Source organism: Rhabdochlamydiaceae symbiont of Dictyostelium giganteum (genome assembly GCF_964291045.1).
GTDB lineage: Bacteria > Chlamydiota > Chlamydiia > Chlamydiales > Rhabdochlamydiaceae > PALSA-1444.
In genome coordinates this window covers 1,618,606-1,638,391 of sequence record NZ_OZ197277.1, presented here as the reverse complement: position 1 = coordinate 1,638,391, position 19,786 = coordinate 1,618,606, and the positions used below count along the sequence as shown (strand labels likewise).

Genomic DNA, 19,786 nt, shown 5'->3' with positions numbered 1-19,786 from the left:
ATTAGGGCTGATAATAGTAAAGAAATTGCCCTTGTAGGAGTGAGACATCATCCGTTTTAAGTCCTAATACCGAACGCATCACATGTGCCGGGGTGAGAGACTGTCCAAAGTCATTAAAAAAACTATGAGCTGTTGAGAGCTTCACCACTTGATAAGGGGTTTCATCAGAAAGCCCTATCTCTTTGACTAAATCTTTCAGTGCCTCTATGTAGCTGCTATTGCCGTTATCTACATACCCCAGCGTCTCAGCTGTTGGGGCAGCAAAAATATGCGCGCCGTAGGTGTTGATTAAAAGGTCTTTTGTTAAGAGAGGGCGTGATGCTGAGACAGTCGAGATGAATTGATCATAAATGACAGAGATGATGGACTGAATCGATTCTCCTTCATCAGGCTTCCAAGGACGGAAAGGGTTGAGTTCATCTTTATCTTGCCCTGCAGTAAATGTTTTAGCTTGGATGCCATATTTTGTCATCACATCAGAGAAATTGAAGTTAGGGCCTAAAATGACACCAACTGAGCCAATCACACTTGATCTTGAGGCGTAAATTTTATCCGCTGCACAGGCGATATACATCCCTCCAGAGGCGCAGAGACCGCTCACATAAGCATAAACAGGAACTTCATATTTTGCTTTATAATGCATGAGAAGCTGATAGATCGCATCGGAATCAACAGAAGAGCCGCCAGGGGTGTTAATTTTGAGTAAAATCGCTTTCACACGGCTATTTTTAAAGAGGTTCTCTCTAGAATCTAAGAGAATATTATTGATCTTATCTTGTGTGAGATCTCCCACTCCAATCACCCCTTGAATATCAATACACAAAATGGCAGGAGAAGAAAGAGGAAGAAGCTCTCTATTTCCTTCTGCATCAGGAAGCAGGGTCATTTGAGATTGAGGAGAAGAGCAAGAAGGAGCGATAAAAGCAGATACACATAAAGCCACTGCAATCACTCCGATTCCAATCCCTAGAATGAGGGCAACCGACCGACAAAATAGCCGAAGTGTGCTGGCAAAAATAGATTCACGTATAAATTGCATAGGAGACCTCTTAGATAAGTGAGTTCATCTTAAAAGCTTCTGTTTAATTCAGCAAATAAAAACATGCTTATCTTCATAAGAGTCTCTGATTCAAGCATAAAAAATCCCTACGGGGAGTTAAATAAGGGGATCAGAGGCCTTTTTACAAAGTAAAAAAACGCTCTTTTTTTAAGATTGAGTACAATCTGCTTTAAATCATCATAAGAACTGGGGGTCAAGGAGATCAGGCTCTAAAAAGAAGATCCAATTGGATAAATAGGTGGTATAGTCCCTATGAGAAAAGCGCTCTTGTAAAGGGGAAGCTACAGGCTACTTCAGTCATCAGGAGACTTTTAAAAGGACTTTTGCCTTGTATGAGAAGAAGAAAAAACTTCCATCCCCCAAGAATACAGGTTTTTTTAGAAGGGGGGTAGCATCTTATCTTCAGGGTTTGTTATCGTTACAGTATGAATTTCATCAGCGATAAATTAACTGAAGCTCTTTTTGCGCTTGCCTTGATTGCTCTTTGTCAATGGCTTGTGATTAAAGGGCTCTACTATTTTGAAAAATCCAGGCCCTCTGGATCTTCTGCTAAAGTCACGCATATTTTAAAATTCCCCCTTTCATTACTTCTGTGGTTTTTACTCGGGCTTTATCTTCTCCGTTTATGTGTGCAAGAAATGGGTTGGGAAGTAAATCAAGCTCTTTTTAGCTCGGCAAGACGGATGGCGATCTTTTCCTCTGGAGTGTGGATATTTTTTAGATGGAAAAAAGTGTTAGAGGACCATTTATCTTTGCAGCTGAATAAACCGAGCGATCAAATGACCCTCAAGCTCATTAGCCGCTTAATTACCATTGCCACAGTGTTGGGTATTGTTTTGATTATTCTCCCTCTTTTAGAAATTGATACGACCCCGTTACTTGCTTTAGGAGGGGTGGGAGCCGCTTCTTTTGCACTAGCTAGTAAAGATGTGATTGCTAATTTTTGTACGGGAATATTTCTCTCTCTCATGAAACCGTTTGTCTTAGGAGATGAAATTTCTTTACCTGAAAAAAATATCACAGGGACCATTCAAGATATGGGATGGTTTACCACCTCTTTAAAAGATCGAGGAAGGCAGATGGTGTATCTTCCTAATAACGTTTTTTCAACGCTCATTGTCGTCAATAACAGCCGTAAAGCGCATGCGCTTTTTGAGCGCACCTTTAAAATTATTTATACAGACATTTCTCAAGTAGCTTTACTTACAGAAGAGATTAAACAGCTTTTAAAAGAGACGCCGTGGATTGATGCAAAGCTTCCTTTAGAGGTGTATTTAAAAGCGTTTGATGGAAGCGGGGGAGATATTGTCATCACGGCGTATGCTAAGGTAGGAAGCGGGGTAAACTCTCTTCTCATCCGTCAGCAAGAAGTGCTGATGCAAATCCATGAGATCTTGCAAAAGAGGCAGGTATCTCTTGCCATCCCTTTACTTCGTTAGATAGAGAGATTTTAGGCCTCAGCTGTGACTTTTTTAAACTGAAAGAGTTCATAGAGTCCAAGAAGTGCAAATCCGACAAATGCATAAAAAGTGACTGTGGGTATTTCATATCCAAGAGAGAGGGCAATGAGGACAATAAATTGAAGCGCTGTTGTGATTTTTCCCCATCTGATGGATCTAAATTCATACGTATGCCAGCGGTTAGAGGCACTTAAGTAGAGTCCAAAAATACAAAGAGCAATATCTCTTGAAACCATCGTCACAAGTTGCCACAGCTCAATTTTATTTTCGAACCATAGAGCTCCTAGTGCAAAGAAAACAAAAAATTTATCCATTGCAGGGTCTAAGACCGCTCCAAAACGGGATGCTGTTTTTGAGCGTCTTGCTAAATATCCATCAATACTGTCTGTTAGCATGGCAAGAAAAGTGGCCATCAAACGGAGCATCGGGCTTTCGATGAGAAAGAGAAAAGCGAGAGGGGCTCTAAGTAAAGATAGGCTATTTGAGATGTTGATCATAGTGGTTATACGCTTTTATGGATTTTTTTTCCCCTTCGCTTATACCAAAGAACAGCAATTGCCGTCACACCGAAAGCAGAAAAAAGGGTTAAATTGAGTATTTTGAGATGGTTTGTAAAATCGGGAGAGTGTTTCCCTAAGAACCAGAAGAGAGAAAAAGAAAGAGAGGTCCAAAGGAAACAGGCAGGAAGATCCCATAGAGCGAATTTTAAAAAGGGGATCTTACTCATCCCAGAAGACATAAATAGGCAATTTCTCACGCCAAAGGGAATGAACCTTCCAATCAAAAAGGTGAGAAATCCATATTTATGGTAAAAGTATTCAATCTTATCTTGCCGCTCTTTGGGGAAAATACGTCTAAACCAAGAGGTCTTAAGGAGCCACTCTCCTCCGATTCTTCCTATCCAGTAAGCAATCCAACCGGCAAAATAACATCCTAAAAAAATGGCAAGGTAAAGCTTCCACAAAAAGGCAGGGCCAAGAGAGAGCGCAAGAAGAGCTGAGAGGGCAATCAAAACATCTGCGCTAATAGGAAGATTAAACCCAGCTAGTAAAATAGCTGCAAAAATCCACCAATGAGCTGAGTGAGCATGAGCTAAAATCCAGCTAATAAGACTTTCCATGAAGTGTATTATAAGGCTTCATTTACTTAAGAGGGTAGTGAATTATTTTTTTTATCCTTGCAAAAGAGGCGGTAAGAGTTGTGATGAACCCCCTTTTTTTAGAGGTGTCATCAGAGAGATCAACAAAGAGAAGGCGTGTTTTTTAAGAAAATATTAAGAGCGCTCTTTAAAAAATCAGCGCTCTTAAAAGGATTTAAATAGACACAGCAGAAGGCTCTCCCTGAGGAGGTACGTGATCTGATGTGAGGTAATTAAACTGTTTGCCTAGAGCCTTAACTGCAAAAATCCATGCTGTTAAGCTGACGATCAGAAGAACACCCACAATTGGAATACTGCCTACAATGGTCCCAAAGGAAATGAGAAGAAATTGATAAATCAAAGAGCCGCCAGATTTTCCTAAACGAGAGCCGATTCCATCAATAGCTGCTTTCCCCCGTATTTTTTCTTCATTAGAAAGAGGGATAAACGCCAGTTCTTTCGTCGCATCGACAAGGCTGTATTTGGTTCCTCTTAATAGACAATTTTGCAAGGACCCTAGAAAAACAGCAATGGCTGGTTGCGCCATTCCAAAAGAGAGTCCAAGCCCCATAAGCGTCTCCTTAGGAAGAAGAAGCGCTCCAAAGAAAAGAAGCCCTGTAAAGAAGGTTAATATAGGAGAAATGAGCGCGCTTTTTGTCCATCCAAGAACCCGTATGATGTTTCCTGAGATAAAGAAAGAGATGATAGCTGCAATGAGCGCAATCCATAAGTTCACTTCAGCCATGTAGTGATTAAAGTCAGCAGCTAATGGATAGAGCTGCTTAACTTGATCTTTCCACACTACTTCAGCTAGATTAATCACAATGTTATACGTCACAACAAGAATGGCAATCAGGCAGAGGTAGGGAGATTTTAAAATCGAAGCAAAGCTTTTACGGATGCTCATTTTAATCGGAGCTTCTCTATGGCTTCTTAAGTTTTCTTCTGTATATCCATATCCTTTACGGTTCATCCACCAGTAAAGCATCATGCAGATGAGTCCTGAAGCAATGACTAACATGTTAATCAGGAAAATGGATTGATCCCAACCTGTCTTTCCAAAAGGAATGAGCGGATTAAACTGTTGAGTAGAGAGGTGAGCCGCTAGTGCTCCTGCGATGACACCGGATAAGTTGGTTCCCACTCCAAAGAGGCCATAAAACCGTTTTGCATCTTTAACAGATGTGGTGTCATTTGCAAATCCCCAAAATAAGATGGTCATGATCATGGTGCTCCACATCTCTGACATCACATAAAAGGTGGTGAAAGTCCAGTTTCTAATGAGCGCGATGAATCCTCTAAAACCCAAAGGGAGAAGCGTTTGCAAATGGTCTGCAAAAGCGTGAGGATGGAGTTTATCTTGATTGGGATAGAGAAAGAATGTAAAAAGACAAAAATACCCCATAAAAATGGAGAGCATGACATAGAAAATCGTTTGTCTGCTCAGGTAGTTTGAAAGTCTTGTAAATAGGAATGTGAGGATAAAAGCTGTAGGGAGAATCACCCACACTTTAATAAAAGGAAGAGCCTCTGCTCCTGATTGAGGTGCTGTAATTAATACGGCTTCTTTGGAAATCCGAAGGAGGTAGTAATTAAAACAAATTAGAAAAGAAATCAGTAACATCGGGATGAATTTTGGGTATTCTTCCCGGTGGACGGGCCACAATAATGCCCGAAGAGTACTAAATGATTTTAAGCTCATGTTACCCTTGATAAATCACAATGAGTATACACGATATTTTCTTTAGTTCAACGGGATTTCTTTAAAATAATAAGTTTGATGATTGTGAAGTTAAGGAGCACATGACGCTAAAAGAGCGTCTAAACCAGGTAGACTTTGTTGTTCAAGATAGGCAAGTGAAGCGCCCCCTCCTGTAGAGAGATGATTAAATGAAGAGGAAAGAGAAGCCTTTTGAATGGCAGCTACCGAGTCGCCCCCTCCAATAATTTTGGGGCAGTCTTGAGAAGAGAGGATTTGAGCTAGTTTATTTGTTCCTTGATCAAACGGCGGAATTTCAAAAACGCCTAAAGGTCCATTCCAAAAAATGGTAGAGGCGTTTTTAAGAGGCTCTTTCCAAGCCTCTAGTGTTAAAGGACCGATATCTAGTCCCATCCACCCTTCAGGAATAGAGGTAGGAAGTGTGATAGTTTTAAAAAGAGCGCCCTTTTCTTTTTGATTTGCAATGACAAGATCACAAGGGAGATGAATGACTGTCTTTGTTTCTTGGCATAGATGCATCAAATCTAGAGCTTGTTGAAGCTGCTTTGGATCAACCGAAGAGGAGCTAGTTTCTAACTGCTTAGCTTTTAAGAAGGTAAGCGCCATCCCTCCTCCAATAAATAGATCACTTACATGATTTAAGAGAGCGTGAAGGATACCCATCTTAGAAGACACTTTATTGCCCCCGATAATCACATGAAACGGTTTTTTAGGTGCTCTTAAAAGCGTCTGAAACACTCTAACCTCTTCTTCTACAAGAAAGCCCATGGCAGCTTTCTGAGGGAAGTATTTAGGTAATTCGGTGATGGAGCTGTGATATCTATGGAGCGCTCCAAAGGCGTCATTAACAAAATAGTCACACCCTTCTGAGAGCTCCTTTGCAAACTTTACGTTAAGATGAGGATTTTCTTCTTCCGGATGAAACCGTAAATTTTCTAACACAAGCACTTCCCCAGGAAGAAGTTTTTGAATCCTCTCTTTAACCTCTTCTCCCGTGCAGCTATTACAGAAAAAAACAGGATACGGAATGAGTGAAGAGAGTCTTTTGGCACAAACTTTCAAAGACAAAGAAGGACTCACTTTTCCCTCTGGTCTTCCTAGATGACTGATGAGAACAATCGCCGATCCTTGCTCAAGAGCGTACATGAGAGAGGGAAGAGATTTTTGAATACGCCAGTCATCTACAATTTCTCCTTGCTCTCCTAACGGGACATTATAGTCTACGCGTAGTAGCACCTTTTTCAAATGAAGAGGAAGATCTCTCATGTGAGGGTAGTCTTGTATAGGGACTGTCATAGATCAAAATTACAGCTTAGCAAAAGGGTTACTGGCTTGTTCAAAGCCGGTTCCTTTTGTTCTTTTTTGAAACTCAGATCTTAAAGAAAACAGCAAATCTTGATCAAAATCAGCTCTCATTGCCCAGCTTAAATAGTCAATGGGGAGCTCAGAAAAAGGTCTTCCCTTATACTTTCCAAGCGGCATATTTTTGAGCATAATGGGTTTAGTGAGCCTTGTAAGGAGCTGCTCTGTTGTCTTAAAGGTTTTAGAGAGGTATTCAAAGACGCGGATGTTGACAATCACATCGTTCATAGCCCTATGCGCCCCTTCGGCTTGAATGTTAAAGTGCTGACGGAGTTTCTCTAGAGAGTTTGTTGGGCTCTCTCCATAGAGTCTTGCAAGTCTTAACGTATCAATAAAGGTGAGGGTGAGAAAGGGGTTAGGAATGTTGTATCTTTTGCAAGATTCTGCAAGAAAGGAAAGATCCATTTGAATCCCATGTCCAATAACGGGGTAAGGCCCAACCATTTCAATAATTTTTGGAAGAACCTCTTGAATTTTGGGTTGCCCGGCTACCATGCTATCATCAATATGGTGAATTAACATGGAAGCTGCTGATATGGGCTGCTCAGGGTCAATGAGCGTTTCAAATGTGGCAAGTGTCTTAGCAAAAGTAAACTTCGTCACTGCAATTTCAATGATACGATCAGATTTAGCATCAAGACCTGTTGTTTCGCAATCGAGGCAGATAAAGGTTTGTTCGTTTAAAAGAGTCATGAATGCCTATGAGGGTATAAGAAGGTGATTAAGGGTTGTAATGAGAAAATCCCTAGATTTTCCGTCCTTGATGGAGTAATACATCGTAGGAAAAGAGGGGTTTAAAGAGTGAGCTTTTGCTTGGAGCGCTTTTTTTTCACCCTCTTTAATGGTGTCAGATTTTGTAAAGACGATCACAACCGATTTTTGATGGTGCTCTGCCCATAGGGCAATTTGTTTATCTTCTTCACAAAACTCTCTTCTACTATCCACTAAGAGTAAGATCACTTTTAGGGATTTTCTTTTGGTGAAATAATCGTGAATGCTTTTTCCCCAGCTCGCTTGATCTTCGTGAGATCTTTTCGCAAAGCCGTAGCCTGGAAGATCAACAAGAATTAACCTTTCATCCACCTTAAAGAAATTAAGCGTCACTGTTTTTCCAGGTTTTGAAGAGACAAAAGCTAGCTTTTTTAAAGAAAGAAGATGATTAATAAGAGAAGATTTTCCCACATTGGATCTTCCGACAAGAGCGATCTCTGGCATTTCATTGCCATGCATATCTAGCAGTTGATCGGTAGGTTTTAACATCGAGCCAAGAAACTTAGCTGAATCAAAAGAAAACTTTTTCATAACGGCTCCTTTGTGTAAAGCCTGCATTCCCTAGCGCTTGCACCTTGGTAATGAATATCTAGAAATAACGTGCTTTTAGGGAGTATAGATTCCACTCTTTCGGTCCATTCAAAGCAACAAATGCCCCCAGCTACTGTATAGTCTAAAAATCCTGCAGAAACAAACTGCTCTGCATGCTGAATACGGTATAAATCAAAGTGGTAAAGATCATAGTGAAGCCCTTGATAAACCTGAAGATAGGTAAATGTTGGGCTTTGAATATGGCGCGCAGGCTCTCCCGTTAGCTCGGAGATAAATCCTTTAAGAAACGTAGTTTTTCCTGCGCCGAGATCTCCTTTTAGCCCCAAGATCAGATTAGGCTTTTGAAGCAAGATGGCAAGCTCCCGGCCGAACTGCTCCATCTCTTGAGGAGAGGAGATCTGTTTAAGAAGTTCCTTCATTAGTGTCATCAAGCCAGTGGTCCACATAAGAAGAAAACTCTTCAATTTTTGAAAGCGCTTCCACAAAGGCAGAAATGCGGCTCTCTTCTAAATGCGTCTGGATAAATTGGAGGAATCTGTCTTCAATTTGGAATCTGTTTTGGTTGGTGACTTCCACAAGGTCTAAAGGTTTTAACTGATTTTTTGTAAAATCATCAATCACAGTTTGTTTTGAGTTAAACAGTTTTCCTGTTACAGCAGAAGAGAAAACAATCTTTTTCATCGGCTCTTTACGTTTACCAATGTAGTTTTTAATCACTTCGCTATCTTCTGATACAAAAAACCGCTTTACACGGAGGCCGTCTTGTCTTTCTGTGTTTTCAGGACATTTAGAGACCCAGTCATAAATCGCATCTTGAGGGTTCGGGTGGGTGTTATCTCCAAACACTTTACCTGTAAAAGGGCAGATGTAAACTTTTTTCGTCTGTTCGTTAACACTGGGCTGACCTACTTCGATTTTAATCTCCGTCTCTCTCCACAGTTTTCCCTCTTTTTCAAGTTTGTGAACGAGGTCGTCTTGACTTTGGAAAATCGTTTTTTCTCTTAAAAAAAGAACAGGCTCAATATTAAATTTTTTCTTTAAAAAATACAGATAGGTGGTAATAAGGTCAGCTTTTTTATTCTTTTTGAGGAATAGAAGGATCCCTTCTTTTAATTGACTTGAAATAACAATGTTTGACATGAAAAATCTACCTATCTCCAGGTTAATCCATTTAGGGTACTGTAACAGGAGATAATCTTCAAGGGATGGGATAGGATTTTAAGAAGTTAGGGGGGCTTAAGTTAAAGTGAAATGGAGCTCTACGGGGTTTTTATCATCCCTGCATTTTCTTTAAGGGAGGGTTTTTAAAAATTAAAAAACAGTTTCTCAAAAATTAACGCATCAACTTATAAATCACTTTTTTTATGGGTCATCAAACCTTTCGGATCAAGCACTATGAATCAAGAGGCGTTTTTTGCTACTTTCTAAATTATTAATCCTGATAAGAAAAAAGCTCCCCATTGATCAATATTATCTCTATTTTCTTGCATGCCTATCAAAATCGCTTTTTGTAAAGCATGTGCTTTATTGAGTTTAGGAGTTTCAACGCCTAGGAAATATTGATAAAAAGTCTTCACCATTTTGACAGTCACTTCTGAATCTAAAAGAGGCCAGTAACTAGCAATAGTGGATTTTGCACCTGCCCCTAAAAAAGACCATATGGGGCCAACGCTTCCTTCTCTCTTAAGGTTGCCTCTTCCTAAATGGCAGGCGCTCATGAAGACAAGATCTGTTTTAAGAACCATATCTGCAATCTCTTCTGAACGGAGTTGTCCAAAAGGGTGAGCATCATCTTTAGCTAATTTAAAAAGTCCTTTAAAAACTGAGTGAGGATTAGGATTTTCACCAAGGGGTTCATCCATAACACCATGACTTGCCATATGAAGCAACTGAGCATGAGGGGCTTTCTTAAGAACATTTTCTGCTGTTGCAAACGTTTCTGTGAATATTTGTGTTTTAATAAGCGATTCAGAAGCTCTTTTCTGATTAAAGAGGTTTTTTATTTCCTCAACTTCTACTTGGGTAAATTTAAGCCTATTATCCACTTCACGAGGGGTTGTAGGATTTCCAATTAAAAGAGCTTGATTAACTGATAACTTAGGAAGCTCATCAAGAAGGGATAAAACTTTGATCGAAGGAGCGACCGAGATAGGATGCCTTTCAATCAGGTATTGATCGTTAGCTGTATTATAAAATGCTCCAAAGGGAAGATGTGCTAAAAAGTTATCGGGGATAAAGGTGAGGCTTTGGCCTGAGTCTGCTGCTGGAAGATAGGGAGCTAAAGGAGTGATGAGAAGCTCATACCAATAAGAGAGGTGCCTCTTAAATGGATCTATAGCTTTTATCCCAAATTTAGGCCTTGATCTTGGCTTGTAAGGAAATATTGTTAAAGTGTTATCAATATCGTTAAATCCACTTAAGTTAGAAGGAAGAGCAATTGAAATGAGTTCTTGATTAGGAGAAATGATCCAAGCTTGAATAGAGGAATTTTCATCTACATCTATGAGAGAATAAGTGATAAATATCGTATGAAATTTTTCAGCTAGGCTTTTCATTTTCTCAAATGTTAAAGAATCTAGAGAGGATATTTTAGATCCTTCAAGAGGCAATTTTTCCATGATCAAAGAATTGAGCGCCCGGGCTCGCCTGCTATCTGAGATTTGTAAGGCTTCTAAGGTCTTATTTTGGCGAAGCAAAGTCTTTTCTAGTGAGATATACGGTAATGATAGCCCTTCAAATAAGGTGATCTGCCATTTGGATTTCTTAACACCTTGTTGAAGAGATGTAGCAATCTGAATGCTTTTATGTAGAGCCTCTTCAGCTTGGGTATATTCTTTTAAATGATAATAGACATTCCCCAAATTTCTATAAATATTTTCCTCCATTACAGGGTCTTGAGGATCTGGAAAAATTTTTAAAGTTTTTTCATAAAATTCCAATCCTTTACGGTATTCTCCTAATGCGAGGTAAGCATTTCCTAAATTGTTATAACTCATCCTTTCTTCTATACAATCTTGAAGATCAAGAGCAGTTATCAAATTATTTTCATAAAATTCTATCGCTTTGCGGCATTCTCCTAAACCGAGGTAAGCATTTCCCAAATTGCTATAAGCAATTCTTGCTCCTAAAGGGGCTTGAATGTCAATAATAATTTTTAAATGCTTCTCATGAAATTCTATCGCTTTACGATATTCTCCTAAAGAGAAGTAAGCAATTCCCAAATTGCTATAAGTTCTTCCTTCTCTTATGTGATCTTGAAAGTCTACCACAATTTTTAAAACCCTCTCATGAAATTCTATTGATTTACGATATTCTCCTAAAGAGTGGTAAGTAATTCCCAAATTGCAATAAGCCCTTGCAGCTCCTAGATAATATTGAAGATCTAGAGCAATTTTTAAATCCTTCTTATGAAACTCTATCGCTTTACGATATTCTCCTAAAGAGTTGTGAGTAATTCCCAAATTGCAATAGGCTTTTCCTTCTCCTATACGGTCTTGAAGATCAATCATAATTTTTAAATCCTTCTCATGGTACTCTATCACTTTATGATATTCTCCCAAAGAAACGTAAGCATTTCCTAAATTACCATAGGCTTTCCCTTCTTCTCTGCGATCTTGAAGAGCAAGAGCAATTTTTAAATGCTTCTCATGAAATTCTATTGCTTGACGATATTCTCCTAGAGAGTAATAAGTAATTCCCAAATTGCAATAAACCCTCCCTTCTCCCGCAAGATTTTGAAGATCAAGAGCAATTTTTAAATCTTTCTTATGAAACTCTATCGCTTTAGAGCATTCACCTAAAGAATCGTAAGTATTTCCCAAATTGCAATAAGCTATTCCTTCCCCTATACGATCTTGAAGATCAATAGCAATTTTTAAATGCTTCTCATGGCACTCTATCGCTTGACGGTATTCTCCTAAAGAGCGGTGGCTAATTCCCAAATTGCAATAAGCTTTTCCTTCCCCTATATGATCTTGAAGATCAAGAGCGATTTTTAAAGCTTTTTCATGAAACTCTATTGCTTTACGGTATTTTCCTAAAGAATCGTAAGTATTTCCCAAATTGCAATAAGCTTTTCCTTCCCCTATACGGTCTTGGAGATCAAGAGCAATTTTTAAAGCTTTTTCATGAAACTCTATTGCTTTACGGTATTCTCCTAAAGAATCATAAGTATTTCCCAAATTGCAATAAGCTTTTCCTTCCCTCATATGATCTTGAAGATCAATAGCAATTTTTAAAACCTTCTCATGAAGCTCTATTGTTTTGTCATATTCTCTTAAGGAGTGGTAAGCAATTCCCAAATTATAATAAGCTATCCCTTCTTCTTTACGGTCTTGGAGATCAAGAGCAATTTTTAAAGCTTTTTCATGAAACTCTATTGCTTTACGGTATTCTCCTAAGGAATCGTAAGTATTTCCCAAATTGCAATAAGCTTTTCCTTCCCCCATACGATCTTGAAGATCAAGAGCAATTTTTAAAACCTTCTCATGAAGCTCTATTGTTTTGTCATATTCTCTTAAGGAGTGGTAAGCAATTCCCAAATTGTAATAAGCTATCCCTTCTTCTTTACGGTCTTGGAGATCAAGAGCAATTTTTAAAGCTTTTTCATGAAACTCTATTGCTTTACGGTATTCTCCTAAAGAGTAGTAAGTATTTCCCCAATTGCAATAAGTCCCATTTTCTCCTGCACGATCTTGAAGATCAAGAGCAATTTTTAAAGCTTTTTCATGAAACTCTATCGCTTTACTGTACTCCCCTAAAGAGCGATAAGCAATTCCCAAATTGCCATAAGCTATTTTTTCTCCTACACGATCTTGAAGACGAAGTGAAATTTGCAACTTCTTGTTATGAAGCTCTATCTCTTGACTGTATTTACTTAAATTGCCATGAATCCTCTCTTCAACTTTATATTCTTGAATGCTTAAAGTAATTTTTAAAGCTTTTTCATGAAACTCTTCCCACTTCTGGTATTCTCCTAAAATAAGATAAGCATTTCCTAAATTGTTATAACTCAGCCTTTCTTCTATACAATCTTGAAGATCAAGAGCGATTTTTAAAGTTTTTTCATAAAACTCTATCGCTTGAGGATATTCTCCTAAAGAGCAGTAGTTATTTCCCAAATGGTAATAAGCCCTGCCTTCTCCTACACGGTCTTGAAGATCAAGAGCAATTTTTAAAGCCTTCTCATAAAGCTCTATCGCTTGGGGGTATTCTCCTAAAGAACGGTAAGCATTGCCTAAATTGGAATAGGCCCTACCCTCTCCTAAGCGGTCTTGAAAATCAAGAGCAATTTTTAACTCCTTCTCATAAAGAGCTACTTCTTTACGGTATTTTTCTAAAAAGTAGTGAGTCTTTCCCAAATTACTATAAGCTCTTTCCTCTCCTTCACATTTTTGAAGATCTAGAGCAATTTTTAGATACTTTTCAAGAAGCTCTATTGGGTTATGACCTTCATTTGTGATAGGATCATCATCCCTATTACTGCTTAATATTTTTGATAAAATTAGATCGTAAGCTTCTATATCTTCAGGTTGAATGCCGCTATCCTTTTCCACACTTGCTGAGTCTTGTAATAGACTTTGTTTCAACTCACTCAAGTAAGAAGAGTTATTTTGTAACTTAAGAGCATCTTCTTCTGAAATCCACTTTAGAAGCATTCCTTCTTTAAGAAGATACGGTTTTGTCTTGGCATCATGATCCCATTTGGAGACATCACCTTCGTAAAGTCTGCCTTTTTTGAGTTGTTGCTCTAGCGCCTTTTGAATATTGATAAGAGTTTCAGGGTTTTGAGTAGAGAGATGGTAGAGCCGGGTTTTATGGCTAGAGGCATCTAAAGAAGACGGCTGCATCTTGATTAAGCCAGCAGTTGTTAAGACATTTAAAGGCATGCTCATAGATATCTCCTCTGCATTTAATTAAACATAAAACGTAAAATCAAATATTACATAGCGTTAGAACTTTCTGTCATCACAATAATAGCTCTCCATAAAGTGATAATAATTAATTTTATGAATTGCTTTATGATGATCTCTAATCAAGAAGGGAGGAGTGTCTGAATAAATCAATTTTTTTATTTGAAAAAGGGGTGTAAAAATCAGAGGAAGGAAATCTTGATTTTTCCGTAACTATTCAGATACCCCCCTATACACATATTTGTGTATAGGGGGGGTATGATTTAGCTCTTAAAAATCTAAAGAGCTAACTGAGGAGGACCTGTTAGGTGATACGGATTTCCTTGAATAGCATCTGTAATTGCATCCAACATATTCCAGTTTTGCTTACGGGCTGTGGAAAGATAACTTCTAATTCGGCAAAAAATTTGTCCTCCAAGAAGTGTTCGGAAGCACCCTCCAATTTTTTGTTTGAGTTTAACCATCCGAATATCTTGTTCCCCTTGATTGTTACTAAAAGGGATTTTAGAGTCCCTGGTAAATGCTAGAACAGAAGAGACGTTTTGCTCTAGTCTATCTAGGAGGTTTTTTCCAGGCCTTTGCTTAGTTCTTCCTCTTTTTCCAGGAGTTAAGGATTCAAGTTTTGCGTGATGAGAGTATCCTTCTTGGATAGCCTTATTATAAGAGTGATGGATTTCTTTGATAATTTCTTCTGCTAGAGGCCCTTTTTTGAGAGCTTGATAAGCAAAAAGAAGAGTCTTTTTCATAGCTAAGGCACGTTCCTCTTTCTCTTCTTCATAGATAAAATTGAGCTCTCTTAAATGATGGACATTACACAGCACATGACTTGAGCCCGGATAATTAAAATAAGACTTCCAATGATCGTGAACAGCATAGTTTTTAAAAAGAGGTAAGATTCCGATTGTATCCATAGCTTCTTTTCCTCTCTTATGATGTATCATATAAAGAGTTGCCATCTGGAGATGCTGCACCATGGATCCACTTCAGCTTTTTCTCACATCTCATTCCTGTCTCATCAAAATGTAAGACTTTTGAACTTAAAAGATCCTTTTTTAATCCCTCTTCAAACGAGTGAAGTTCTGTAAAAAGCTGTGTATTGATGTTCATACAGCTCCCTGGAGATAGGGATATTCCAAGAAGATCTTTAAAAATTTGGTAGACTCTATTTATGGGGATAAAATGTAGAGAGCTCAGGTAGCTAGCTAAAGCTTTTATCCGGCTTCCAAATTGCACAGGACCCTTCACATGCTCTGGAAAAGAAGCCCTTGTTAATCGTCCACAGCGCAAACATGTTTTTTCTATGGCTTGGTATTCAGTCGTTTCTATCTTAGGTTGAGGGAGCTCAAACACTTGCCTTTTTTCTACGCAGTTTCCTGTAATTTCCTCAAGAGAAGCGTGACAATGTTGACAGCGATCAGGACTTAATAAAAACGTATGATTAGGATGACTCACTTGCGATCTTCCTACGCCCTTATGTCCCTCTTGTCCTCCAACTTTTTTACCTGAAGACTCTCTTAAGCTTTTAGGGATTTTCTTAAAACCATCACTGCTAGGGGGCTTATGACTATTAGAGCTATTTTTGGATAATCTAGCTTCTAGATCTTGAACTCTAGTTTCTAGTTTTTGAATTGTAGTGAGTAGCTGTTGCACCAAAAGATGAACATATGGTGGTGTCTGTTCAGGGAGAATTTTTAAAATCTCTTCAATAGAATCTGGTGTAAGATTTTCTAGCTTTATCGACATATTCCCAGGTTACTAACTATGATTGTAAAAAGGAATAAAAAATTTATCAGGAATAGGCATGGGTATCTGAATAGTTACATTTTTCCTTAGGTTATGCCTCTTATTTTAGTCACAGATAAGAGCGGTTTATTTTCTAAAGAGGGTTTCTTAAAGAAAAGAAAAATATGTGTTTTTCGTTTTCCTAATCTGTTATTATCGTTTTTACGAAATAAGGATAGCTTTATGAAAGAAGACATAATGGATTCTCTTGAACTGAAAGAAATTGCAGTGAAAGGGTATGAAAAAGTGGTAGTTGTTTCTGATGAACGGGTGAATTTAAAAGGAATCATTTGTATCCACTCTCTTGCCCTTGGCCCAGCACTTGGAGGGACCCGTATTTACCCTTACCCCAACTTTGATGCGGCTCTAACAGATGCCACAAGACTTGCTAAAGGAATGACGTATAAAGCTGCTTTAGCAGAACTTGGTCTTGGCGGAGGAAAAAGTGTCATCATCTGTAATCCTAAACAAAAAACACCTGAAATGCTTATTTCATTTGCGCAAGCGGTTCACCGTTTAGAAGGGCTCTACACGGGAGCTGAAGATTCAGGCTGTTTTTTAAGTGACGTCACGCTCATGGCTCAGCATACACCTTATTTTGTGGGGCTATCTCACGATAAAAGTAGCGGAGATCCTGCAACTTTTACAGCATGGGGAACTTATCGAGGCATACAAGCTGCTCTTCAAGTGACAGAAAAAAATAGCTCTGTTAAAGGAAAGACAATTGCTATTCAAGGACTTGGAAGTGTGGGCTCTTTACTCGCAGAAATTTTATTCTGGTCAGGTGCTAAACTGATTGTGAGTGATATCGACTGGGAAAAAACGCAGCGCATTGCGAAGAAATTTGGCGCTACAGCGTGTCCTGCAGATGATATTTTAAGTAGTGAGTGTGATGTGCTCTCTCCTTGCGCAATGGGCGGCATTTTAAATGCACAAACCATTTTACAGCTGCGGTGTAAAGCGATTGCTGGGTGTGCAAATAATCAGCTTCTTCAAGATAGTGATGCGGATCTCATTCGTCAAAGAGGCATTTTATACACGCCAGACTTTGTGATTAATGCGGGAGGCCTCATTAACGTCAGTTTTGAGCTAGAACATGAAGGGTATGATCCGATTAAAGCAAGAACCAAGGTGCATGGACTTTTTGATCAACTCATGCAACTTTTTGCTATTGCGGATCAAAATCAGTGCTCGACGCATCAAGCAGCGCTTGCCTTAGGAGATTATAGACTTAAATACGGTATTGGTAGAAGAGTCTTAGCTCCTAGATATCACCACTTTTCTACCTATAGTTAAGGGATTTTATGGATCATCTGAAGACGGTTTTAGAGCAGCAGGTAGATAAGATTTTAAAGAAGGTGACATCAAATCCTGTTCAACCTGATATTACGCATTCTACTCAAGTGCAATTTGGACATTATCAGTGTAATAACGCCTTAAAGCTGGCTAAAGAGTTAAAGAAAAGCCCAAGAGATGTGGCTCAAATGATGGTGATGAAGTGGAAAGAGCTTCTTGAAGAGACGCCTGATATGATCGCATCGCTAGAGATTGCAGGTCCAGGATTTATTAATATCACCTTTACTCCCTCTTTTTTATCTCAGCAGCTGATGCAGATGCTTAAAGAGCCGTTTTTAGGGATTGCAAGGCCAGAGCATCAAGAACGCGTGATTGTGGAATTTTCCTCTCCTAATGTCGCTAAAGAGCTCCATGTAGGGCATTTACGCTCAACCATTATTGGCGATTCATTAGCTAGACTCTTTGAGTTTTTAGGACATGATGTTTTAAGACTGAATCACATTGGGGATTGGGGAACGCAGTTTGGAATGCTGATTGCCTACATTAAAAAAGAACAGCTTTTTCAAAAAGAAGAAGAGTTTGATTTAAGTCAGCTGATGCAGTGGTATAAACTCTCTAAAAAGCTCTTTGATGAAGATCCACTTTTTAAAAAAACAGCTCAGCTAGAAGTGGTTAAGCTCCAAAGAGAAGAACAAGAAGAGGTTGCCCTATGGAAACGCATTTGTGATATTTCAAGGAAAGGATTTGAATTAATTTATACCCTTTTAGATATCGCTATTATTGAAAGAGGGGAATCTTTTTATAATCCGTATCTTGCCTCTGTGGTGAAAGATTTAGAAGATAAAGGGATGATTACCCTCTCAGGCGCTGCTAAATGCATCTATTTAGAAGGGTATGAAGGAAGAGAGGGAGAGCCTTTTCCCATCATCATTCAAAAATCAGATGGCGGCTACAACTACGATACAACAGATATGGCAGCCATTTGCCACCGTATTAGGGAAGAAAAAGCAGACCGTATTATCATTGTGACAGATTCTGGGCAGTCGCTGCACTTTGAAATGATTTTTAAAGCAGCAGAAAAAGCGTCTTACTTAGATAGAACAAAGGTAAGAGTTGATCACGTTCCCTTTGGGGTTGTGCTGGGAAAAGATGGTAAGAAATTTAAAACGCGGTCAGGAGAAACAGAAAAGCTGATCGATCTTATCCAAGAGGCAATTAATCAAGCTAAAGCGTTACTGCAAGAGAGATTTTTGACGCTCAGTTCTCAAGAACTTCAAGAGATGGCAACGATTTTAGGGATTAACTCTCTTAAATATGCCGATCTCTCTTCTCACCGTATTAAAGATTACACCTTTAGCTATGAAAGGATGCTAAGGTTTGAAGGGAATACGGCTCCTTTTCTTTTATACGCTTATGTCAGAATTCGAAGCATTCAAAGAAAGATTTCAAGAAGCATTTCAGAGGTGATGAAAGAGGGTATGGTTACTCTTGAGCACCCTTCAGAAATTGAACTAGCGCTTCACTTAAGGCAGTTTGGAGAGACACTAGAGAGTATGGCAGAAGAGCTGCTTCCCAATAGGCTGACAGATTACCTTTATACCCTTGCTGAAAAGTTCCACGCTTTCTTTCGAGATTGCAGGGTAGAAGGATCTTCTCAAGAAACAAGCCGGCTTTTAGTGTGTGAACTCACCGCTTTAGTTTTAAAGCAAGGTCTAACGATCTTAGGGCTTAAACCACTGGAAAAGATGTAGAGGGGGCAAGTATCTCTGTTTTAGAGGTGTGCCCTTTGATTTCTTGCACGTATTTAGGAACGGCGTAGCCAGGGAGACATTTTTTCAGCTCAGAGATTAAATGAAGACCTGTTTCTTCACTCACTTCAAAGTGAGCGCCTCCTTGAACTCTATCGAGTTGATGAAGGTAATAAGGGATGATGCCATGATTGGTGAGGCACGAAAAAAGCTCTTTGAGAGAAGATATCGTATCATTAACCCCTTTTAATAACACCGTTTGGCTAAGAACAGGAATGCCAATTTTTTGCACCCTTTTAAGTGCTAAGAGAATGTCATCATCTAGTTCATTGACGTGATTGACGTGAATCACAAAGACAATTTGGGTGGGGAGGGATGCAATAAGAGTTAAAAATGACGTATCTAATCTCTCAGGGATCCCTAAAGGAAACCTGGTGTGAAACCGAATTTTTTTTACGTGAGGGATGACCGAGAGACTTTTTAAGAGCTCTTCTAACCTGTAGTCAGGAAGAGAAAGAGGGTCGCCTCCGCTTAATATCACCTCTTCAATGGAAGGGTCTTCCTTAATGCATCTTAACTCCTCTTCAAAGAGGGAGAGTTTTTTCTCATAAGGAAAATGTTGCCTAAAACAAAACCTGCAGTTCATCACACAGTGGCTTGTCAAGACAAGAAGCGCTCTTCCTTGATACTTATGTAAGAGTTTAGGCGTTTTTAAGACTAATTCATCACCGACTGGATCGCTACAAAACCCTTGTGTCTTGATTTGTTCTTGTTTAAGAGGAACAAATTGCAGAAAAACCGGGTCCAAGATGTTATTTTTCTCAATTTTCTGAGCAAGTCTTAAGGGGAGATTGAGAGGGAACTGACTCCTTTGATCAATGACTTCTTGGTTTTTCTCTTCAAGCTCAAGAAAAACAAGCAGTTTTTTCACCTCAGTAAAGTTATCTCGCTGAATTTGTCTCCAATGCAGGGCCACGCGTGTTTA

The 19,786-nt window shown here is 39.0% G+C and carries 15 protein-coding genes; 3 read left to right on the top strand and 12 right to left on the bottom strand.

The features are described 5' to 3' along the window. Position 1: 1 nt before the first annotated feature. Positions 2 to 1,039, bottom strand: coding sequence for a S49 family peptidase (locus ACI7T6_RS05975; protein WP_404665466.1), 1,038 nt, complete (start codon positions 1,037 to 1,039; stop codon positions 2 to 4). A 446-nt stretch (positions 1,040 to 1,485) separates the two neighbouring features. Between ACI7T6_RS05975 and ACI7T6_RS05970 the strand changes: the two genes are divergently transcribed. Further along, positions 1,486 to 2,499 (top strand): mechanosensitive ion channel family protein, encoded by a 1,014-nt coding sequence (locus tag ACI7T6_RS05970; RefSeq protein ID WP_404665465.1) that lies wholly within the window; start codon positions 1,486 to 1,488, stop codon positions 2,497 to 2,499. An 11-nt stretch (positions 2,500 to 2,510) separates the two neighbouring features. On the opposite strand, the gene ACI7T6_RS05965 is transcribed toward ACI7T6_RS05970, so the two are convergent. From ACI7T6_RS05965 to ACI7T6_RS05915, 10 genes are all read right to left on the bottom strand, one after another. Then, a complete protein-coding gene (locus ACI7T6_RS05965; RefSeq protein WP_404665464.1) occupies positions 2,511 to 3,017 on the bottom strand; it encodes a CDP-alcohol phosphatidyltransferase family protein in 507 nt (168 codons plus the stop codon). A gap of 5 nt (positions 3,018 to 3,022) precedes the next feature. Further along, positions 3,023 to 3,640: a DedA family protein gene (locus ACI7T6_RS05960; protein WP_404665463.1), complete on the bottom strand. Its 618-nt coding sequence runs from the start codon at positions 3,638 to 3,640 to the stop codon at positions 3,023 to 3,025. Positions 3,641 to 3,833: 193 nt separating this feature from the next. Further along, on the bottom strand, positions 3,834 to 5,360 hold the full coding sequence (locus ACI7T6_RS05955) for an Npt1/Npt2 family nucleotide transporter (protein ID WP_404665462.1): 1,527 nt from the start codon (positions 5,358 to 5,360) through the stop codon (positions 3,834 to 3,836). A gap of 90 nt (positions 5,361 to 5,450) precedes the next feature. Beyond that, on the bottom strand, positions 5,451 to 6,674 hold the full coding sequence (locus ACI7T6_RS05950) for a phosphoglycerate kinase (protein ID WP_404665461.1): 1,224 nt from the start codon (positions 6,672 to 6,674) through the stop codon (positions 5,451 to 5,453). 9 nt (positions 6,675 to 6,683) lie between these two features. Then, positions 6,684 to 7,433 (bottom strand): putative quorum-sensing-regulated virulence factor, encoded by a 750-nt coding sequence (locus ACI7T6_RS05945; RefSeq protein WP_404665460.1) that lies wholly within the window; start codon positions 7,431 to 7,433, stop codon positions 6,684 to 6,686. A 6-nt stretch (positions 7,434 to 7,439) separates the two neighbouring features. Further along, complete coding sequence (gene yihA, locus ACI7T6_RS05940) at positions 7,440 to 8,042, bottom strand: ribosome biogenesis GTP-binding protein YihA/YsxC (protein ID WP_404665459.1); 603 nt, start codon at positions 8,040 to 8,042, stop codon at positions 7,440 to 7,442. After that, on the bottom strand, positions 8,039 to 8,491 hold the full coding sequence (gene tsaE, locus ACI7T6_RS05935) for a tRNA (adenosine(37)-N6)-threonylcarbamoyltransferase complex ATPase subunit type 1 TsaE (protein ID WP_404665458.1): 453 nt from the start codon (positions 8,489 to 8,491) through the stop codon (positions 8,039 to 8,041). Before tsaE ends, yihA begins: the two co-directional genes overlap by 4 nt. Continuing rightward, positions 8,466 to 9,203: a DUF2709 domain-containing protein gene (locus ACI7T6_RS05930; protein WP_404665457.1), complete on the bottom strand. Its 738-nt coding sequence runs from the start codon at positions 9,201 to 9,203 to the stop codon at positions 8,466 to 8,468. The genes tsaE and ACI7T6_RS05930 overlap by 26 nt, the downstream gene beginning before the upstream one ends. A gap of 5,050 nt (positions 9,204 to 14,253) precedes the next feature. Further along, a complete protein-coding gene (locus ACI7T6_RS05920) occupies positions 14,254 to 14,886 on the bottom strand; it encodes a transposase (protein WP_404665456.1) in 633 nt (210 codons plus the stop codon). A gap of 16 nt (positions 14,887 to 14,902) precedes the next feature. Continuing rightward, entirely contained in the window at positions 14,903 to 15,718 is an 816-nt protein-coding gene (locus ACI7T6_RS05915; protein WP_404665455.1) for a DUF6444 domain-containing protein, read from the bottom strand. Positions 15,719 to 15,940: 222 nt separating this feature from the next. Here ACI7T6_RS05915 and ACI7T6_RS05910 point away from each other — a divergent pair, with 222 nt between their 5' ends. Beyond that, positions 15,941 to 17,053, top strand: coding sequence for a Glu/Leu/Phe/Val dehydrogenase (locus ACI7T6_RS05910; protein WP_404665454.1), 1,113 nt, complete (start codon positions 15,941 to 15,943; stop codon positions 17,051 to 17,053). Between the two features lie 8 nt (positions 17,054 to 17,061). Beyond that, complete coding sequence (argS, locus tag ACI7T6_RS05905; protein ID WP_404665453.1) at positions 17,062 to 18,804, top strand: arginine--tRNA ligase; 1,743 nt, start codon at positions 17,062 to 17,064, stop codon at positions 18,802 to 18,804. Here the strand turns inward: argS and ACI7T6_RS05900 are convergent. Next, complete coding sequence (locus ACI7T6_RS05900) at positions 18,782 to 19,777, bottom strand: KamA family radical SAM protein (protein WP_404665452.1); 996 nt, start codon at positions 19,775 to 19,777, stop codon at positions 18,782 to 18,784. The two genes, argS and ACI7T6_RS05900, sit on opposite strands and share 23 nt — an antisense overlap. Between the last annotated feature and the right edge of the window lie 9 nt (positions 19,778 to 19,786).